We start from the raw sequence: 6,063 nt of genomic DNA, 5'->3' as shown, positions 1-6,063 counted from the left end.
AACCCCCTCCCCCTGCCCCCTCCCGCGAGGGGAGGGGGGACTCTTTTTGCTGATCTCGGCTGGCGGCATGGACAAGCCGGCGCGGCCGGGCGACCCTCCCGCTCCAACGCCGCCGTGACTCGCGGCGATCCAAGAGCCGGAGGAACGCCCCATGCCCGAGACCAAGACCTATGAGGGCGGCTGCCACTGCGGCGCCGTGCGCTACCGGACCGAGACCGACCTGGCGCAGGTGCTGAGCTGCAACTGCTCGCATTGCCAGAAGCGCGGCCTGATGCTGACCTTCGTCACGCCCGACCGATTCACCCTGCTGTCGGACGGCGACGGGCTGGCCGACTACCAGTTCAACAAGAAGGTGATCCACCACCTGTTCTGTCCGACCTGCGGCATCGAATCCTTCGCCCGCGGACGCAAGCCGGACGGCACCGAGATGATCGCCGTCAATGTCCGTTGCCTGGACGATATCGACCTCACCACCCTGACCCCGATTCCGATCGACGGCCGCAGCCACTGAACCTTCTTCCTTCGCCGAGGAGGCCCCATGAATCTCGCGACCAAGCTGAGGCAGCGCGCCGCCGAGGGCCGTCCCGTCCGCGTCGGCCTGATCGGCGCCGGCAAGTTCGGCTCGATGTTCCTGGCGCAGCTGCGCACCACCACCGGCCTGCACCTGCTGGGCGTGGCCGACCTGTCGGCGGAGCGGGTGCGCCGGGCGATGGCCAACACCGGCTGGGATGTCGGCGCGGCCCTGGCCTCCTCCTTCGACGACGCCCGCACGTCGGGGCGGACCCATGTCACCGAGGATGCCGAGGCGCTGATCCGCGCCGGCGGGCTGGATGTCGTGGTCGACGCCACCGGCAGCCCGGCCGCCGGCATCCGCCACGCGCTGCTGTCGGCCGAGAACGGCCGCCACATCGTCATGGTGAATGTCGAGGCCGACGTCCTGGCCGGCGCCTATCTGGCCGAGCGGTTCCGCCAAGCGGGCCTGGTCTACAGCCTTGCCTATGGCGACCAGCCGGCGCTGGTCTGCGAGATGGTCGACTGGGCCGAGACCTGCGGCTTCCGGGTGGTGGCCGCCGGCAAGGGCACCAAGTACCTGCCGAGCTACCACCGGTCCACGCCCGACACGGTCTGGGGCCATTTCGGCATCTCGGACGAGGAGGCGCGGGCCGGCGGCATGAACCCGCAGATGTTCAACTCCTTCATCGACGGCACCAAATCGGCGATCGAGATGGCGGCGATCGCCAACGCCACGGGGCTGACGGCGCCGCGCGACGGCCTGCTGTTCCCGCCGGCGGGCGCGCATGACCTCGCCCGTGTGCTGCGGCCGCGCGACGCCGGCGGCGTGCTCGAACGCGCCGGCATGGTCGAGGTGGTGACCAGCCTGGAGCGCGACGGCCGGCCGGTCGTCAACGACCTGCGCTGGGGCGTCTATGTCGTGTTCGAGGCCGGCGACGACGATGCGCGCGCCGCCTATACCCGCCGTTGCTTCCGCGAATACAACATCACCGTCGACCCCTCCGGCCGCTACGGCGCGCTGTACCGGACCGTGCATTTCATCGGCCTCGAGCTCGGCGTCAGCGTCGCCTCGGCGGCGCTGCGGCACGAGGCGACCGGCAGCCCGACGGGCTTCCGCGCGGATGCCGTCGCCGTGGCCAAGAAGCCGCTGGCCGCCGGCGAGATGCTGGACGGCGAGGGCGGCTATACGGTCTGGGGGCGGATCATGCGGGCGGAGGATTCGCTGGCGGCGGGCGCCCTGCCGATCGGCCTCGCCCACAAGGTCCGGCTGGTGCGGCCGGTGGCGGCCGGGGCCGTGGTGCGCTGGGACGACGTCGCGATCGAGGAGACCGAGGCGGTGCGTGTTCGGCGCGCGATGGAGGCGGACGCGAAGAGCGCTGCCGCGGCGTGACGCATTTCTCGGTGTTGGCTGGCATGCGGCAATTGCGCTTCGTGGCTAATAATTAGCGTCCTAATTAAATCCGCATGCCAACCACCCCCTCCACCGCGCGGGCCGATTTCGGTTTCCGCCTGTTCCTCGTCGCCCGGCTGTGGCGGCGCGAGGTCGACGAGGCGCTGGGCCGCTACGGGCTCAGCGCGGCCACTTGGCAGCCGATGCTGCACATCTTCCGGCTGGGCGAGGGCATCCGGCAGCGTGACCTGGCGGAGTCCCTCGGGATCGAGGGGGCGTCGCTGGTCCGCCTGCTCGACTCGCTCGAGAGCCAGGGGCTGATCGAGCGGTGCGAGGACGAGGCCGACCGCCGCGCCAAGGCGGTTCACCTGACCGAGGACGGCCGGACGCTGGTGGAGGGCATCCAGGGCGTCGTCGCGGAGATCCGCGAGCGTCTGCTCGCTGGCATCTCCGACGAGGATATGATGCTCTGTCTCGGCCTGCTGGGCCGGATCGAGCGGAACATCTCGGCCGGCCGGCCGGCGCCGGAGGGCGGCCGCTAGGCCGTCGGAGGGACGGATGGACTGGCCGACCTGGCGCGACGGCGTGTTCTCGCTGCGCACCTTCTGCGCCGCGATGCTTGCCGCCTGGATCTCTCTGCGCCTCAACCTGTCCTCGCCGGGCACGGCGGTGCTGACCGTCTATATCGTGTCGCAGCCGCTGACCGGGATGATGCTGTCGAAGAGCGTCTACCGCGTGCTCGGCACCGCCGCCGGTGTGCTGGCCAGCGTCACCTTCGTCGCCCTGTTCGCCCAGGCGCGCGAGCTGTTCGTGCTGGCCAGCGCGCTGTGGTTCGGCTGCTGCATCTACGTGTCGGTGATGCTGCGCGACGCGCCCGGCGCCTACGCGCCGCTGCTGGCAGGCTACACCGCGGCGATCATCGGCTTCCCGTCGATCGCCGCGCCGCTCACCGTGTTCGACGTCGCCACCAACCGCTGCGTCGAGATCCTGCTGGCGATCTCCTGCGCCGGCGTGCTCAGCGCCGTCGTGCTGCCGCGCCCGGTCGGGCCGGTGCTGCTGGGCCGGATCGAGGCGCTGCTGGCGGCCACCGCGACATGGGCGGTCGGCATCCTGCGCACCGAGGGCACGGAGGAGGCGCCCCAGGCCGACCGCGCCCGGCTGATCGCCGACGCGGTGGCGCTGGAGACGCTGCGCGCCCACGCCGTGTTCGACACCCGGGCGATCCGCCTGGCCAACGACGTGGTGCGCCAGCTGCAGGGGCGGCTGTTCACCTTCCTCGCCGTGCTGGTCTCGGTGCAGGAGCGCGGCCGGTTGCTGCGCCTGCGCGACCCGGCGCGGTGGCAGGCGATCCGCCCGGCCTTCGAGGCGGTGGCGCGGATCACCGACCGGTCGCTGGGCCCGGACCAGCCGGATGACGACGCCAGCATCGGCGCCGCCCGGCGCCTGATCGACACGCTGCAGCCGCCGCTGGCGGAGCTGCGGCAGAGCCAGACCGCGATGATCGTCCGGATCCTGCTGGACCGGCTGCTGGACGTGCTGACCCTGCGCGACGAGTGCCGGCGGCTGCGCGACCATGTCGCCGCCGGCACCCGGCCGCGCACCATGCGGTCGGCGCCGTCGGTCAGCCGGCATCGCGACCAGGCCGCCGCGATCATGGCCGGGATCACCGCCTTCGTCGCGCTCGTGGTCAGCTGCAGCTTCTGGATCCTCACCGCCTGGCCCAACGGCGCCGCCGCCGCCACCATCCTGGTGGTGGTGTTCGGCTTCTTCTCCGGCGCGGACGAGCCGGCGCTGCCGGCCAAGGAATTCCTGCGGATGGCGGCGGTCGCCTTCGTCATCTACCTGATCTATTTCGCCCTGGTGCTGCCCCGGCTCGACGGCTTCGTCATGCTGGCTGCGGCGCTGGCCCTGGTACTGGTGCCGGCTGGGACGCTGATGGCGGTGCCGCGGGTCGGCACCTCGGCGCTGCTGCTCTGCATCAACTTCCTGACCCTGCTGGCGCTCTCCGACCAGCCCTCGCTCGACTTCGCCGGCGCGGTCAACAACGGCCTCGCCACCCTGGCCGGCATCGCCCTCGCCGTGCTGTTGTTCCGGCTGACGCGGCCGTTCGGCGTGCGCTGGATGGCGCAGCGCTTCGTCACCGGCATCATGGCCGACCTGTCGCGCATGGCGGCCGGCACCGGCCTTTCGCAGGCCGAGTTCGAGAGCCGGATGTTCGACCGCATCAACGGGCTGTTCTCGCGGCTCGACCACGCCTCGCCCGGCGACCGGCCGATCCTGCACGGCAGCCTGGCCAGCCTGCGCGTCGGCCACAACATCATGATCCTGCGCCGCCTGTCTCCCCGGCTGCCGCCACCCGCTTCCCGGGCAGTGGAGGCGGGGCTGGCCGCCCTGGCCGCGCATCTGGACCAGGCCTGGCGCCGGCGCGGCGCCAGCGGGCCCGAGGCGATGGCGGCCCTGGCCCGGGCCGGCGAGGCGCTGCAGGCGCTCGACATCGACCGCGACGCCGTCACCGCCCTGGTCTCGGTCACCGCGATCCGGGTGACGCTGACCTGGCAATCCGAATTCTTCGCCCTGCCGCAGACCGACGGTCCGCCGCTGATCCAAGACCTGCTGGCCCCGACATGATCAAGGAAATCGACCTCGCCGGCATCTACCTGTCGCCGATGCTCGGGTACCTGCTGGTCGCGCTCGTCCTCACCGGCCTGCTGCGCCTCGGGCTCGGCCGCATCGGCGCCTATCGCTGGATCTGGCATCCGGCGCTGTTCGACCTGTCGCTGCTGTTGATCATCCTGACCGCCCTTGTCGCGCTGACGATGTGAGGGGAAGAGGACCATGAAATACGCAACCCTCGCCCTGCGCGTCGTCATCACCCTGGTCGTGGCGGCGGGCGCCGTCGTCGCCGGCGTGCTGCTGTGGCAGTACTATGTCGACAGCCCCTGGACCCGGGACGCCCGGGTGGCGGCCGAGATCGTGCAGGTGGCGCCCGATGTCTCCGGCATCGTCGTCGACCTGCGGGTGGCCAACAACCAGCAGGTGCAGAAGGGCGACGTGCTGTTCGTGATCGACCCCGACCGCTACACCCTGGCGGTGCAGCGGGCCCAGGCCGCGCTCGACAGCCAGCAGGCGCAGACCGAGCAGCTGGAGGCGGATGCCGCGCGGCGGGCCAGGCTCGGCCTCAACGCCATCTCGGTCGAGGCCCAGCAGCAGGCGGAATCGGCGGCCCGGGCCGCCCGCGCGGCGGTGGACCAGGACCAGGCGGCGCTGGACACGGCGAAGCTGGACCTGGAGCGGACGACGGTGCGGTCGCCGGTCAACGGCTACGTCTCGACCCTGATCCTGCGCCAGGGCGCCTACGCCACGGCGGGCAAGCAGGTGATGGCGATCGTCGACGCCGACAGCTTCCATGTCCGGGGCTATTTCGAGGAGACCAAGATCCCGCGCATCCGGCCGGACGACAAGGTCGAGATCCGGCTGATGGGCGTGTCGACGCCGCTGGAGGGCCATGTCGAGAGCATCGACCGAGCCATCTCCGACCGCGAGGTGACGCTGAACTCGTTCTACCAGATCGTCGACGTGAACCCGACCTTCAGCTGGGTCCGCCTGGCCCAGCGCATCCCGGTCCGCATCGCCATCGACAAGGTGCCCGACGGCGTGCTGCTGGCCTCCGGCATGACCGCCACGGTCGAGGTGCTGCCGGGGGCGGAGGCCGCGCCGGCGAAGTAGGGACGGCAGCCCCTTTGCCGCCAGTCCCTTTGTTGTCATGCCCGGGCTTGACCCGGGCATCCAGAGAGCGTCGACATCTTCTGGATTGCCGGGTCAAGCCCGGCAATGACAAGAAGGGAACCGCGCCTTCCGGTTTGATGAGGCTGCCATGGAACGCCAGAGCTTCGACAATGTCTGGGATGCGCTGGAGGACACGCCGGCCGAGGCCGCGAACATGACGATGCGCTCGGATCTGCTGATCGCGCTCCGCCAGCAGGTGCAGGGCTGGGATGTCACCCAGGCCGAGGCCGCCCGGCGGCTCCAGATCACGCAGCCACGACTGAACGACCTCCTGCGCGGTCGGATCGGCAATTTCAGCCTGGATGCGCTGATCAATCTCGCGGGCCGGGCCGGGCTGACGGTCCGCCTCGACATCACCGAAGCGGCCTGATCCG

General features: G+C 71.0%; 7 protein-coding genes. All 7 read left to right on the top strand.

The features are described 5' to 3' along the window. The first annotated feature begins 151 nt into the window (after positions 1–151). The 7 genes from ACFW16_RS27980 (at position 152) to ACFW16_RS27950 (ending at position 6,059) form a co-directional block, all read left to right on the top strand. Entirely contained in the window at positions 152–511 is a 360-nt protein-coding gene (locus ACFW16_RS27980; protein ID WP_380311315.1) for a GFA family protein, read from the top strand. A 27-nt stretch (positions 512–538) separates the two neighbouring features. Further along, the gene (locus ACFW16_RS27975; protein ID WP_380311313.1) at positions 539–1,903 is read left to right on the top strand and encodes an NAD(P)H-dependent oxidoreductase; all 1,365 of its coding nucleotides are present in this window, start codon (positions 539–541) and stop codon (positions 1,901–1,903) included. Positions 1,904–1,977: 74 nt separating this feature from the next. Further along, entirely contained in the window at positions 1,978–2,445 is a 468-nt protein-coding gene (locus ACFW16_RS27970) for a MarR family winged helix-turn-helix transcriptional regulator (RefSeq protein WP_380311311.1), read from the top strand. 16 nt (positions 2,446–2,461) lie between these two features. After that, complete coding sequence (locus tag ACFW16_RS27965; RefSeq protein WP_380311309.1) at positions 2,462–4,531, top strand: FUSC family protein; 2,070 nt, start codon at positions 2,462–2,464, stop codon at positions 4,529–4,531. Beyond that, the gene (locus tag ACFW16_RS27960; protein ID WP_380311307.1) at positions 4,528–4,725 is read left to right on the top strand and encodes a DUF1656 domain-containing protein; all 198 of its coding nucleotides are present in this window, start codon (positions 4,528–4,530) and stop codon (positions 4,723–4,725) included. The genes ACFW16_RS27965 and ACFW16_RS27960 overlap by 4 nt, the downstream gene beginning before the upstream one ends. 13 nt (positions 4,726–4,738) lie before the next feature. Continuing rightward, a complete protein-coding gene (locus ACFW16_RS27955) occupies positions 4,739–5,629 on the top strand; it encodes an efflux RND transporter periplasmic adaptor subunit (RefSeq protein WP_380311305.1) in 891 nt (296 codons plus the stop codon). A gap of 148 nt (positions 5,630–5,777) precedes the next feature. After that, positions 5,778–6,059 carry a helix-turn-helix domain-containing protein gene (locus tag ACFW16_RS27950; protein WP_088152402.1) on the top strand — a complete coding sequence of 94 codons (282 nt, stop codon included), beginning with the start codon at positions 5,778–5,780 and terminating at the stop codon, positions 6,057–6,059. Positions 6,060–6,063 lie beyond the last annotated feature (4 nt).

Origin of the sequence: Inquilinus sp. NPDC058860, assembly GCF_042743185.1 — a bacterium.
In the GTDB taxonomy this organism is placed as follows: Bacteria; Pseudomonadota; Alphaproteobacteria; order DSM-16000; family Inquilinaceae; genus Inquilinus.
The sequence above is the reverse complement of the archived record's forward strand: the minus strand, read 5'-3'. Positions and strand labels throughout refer to the sequence as shown.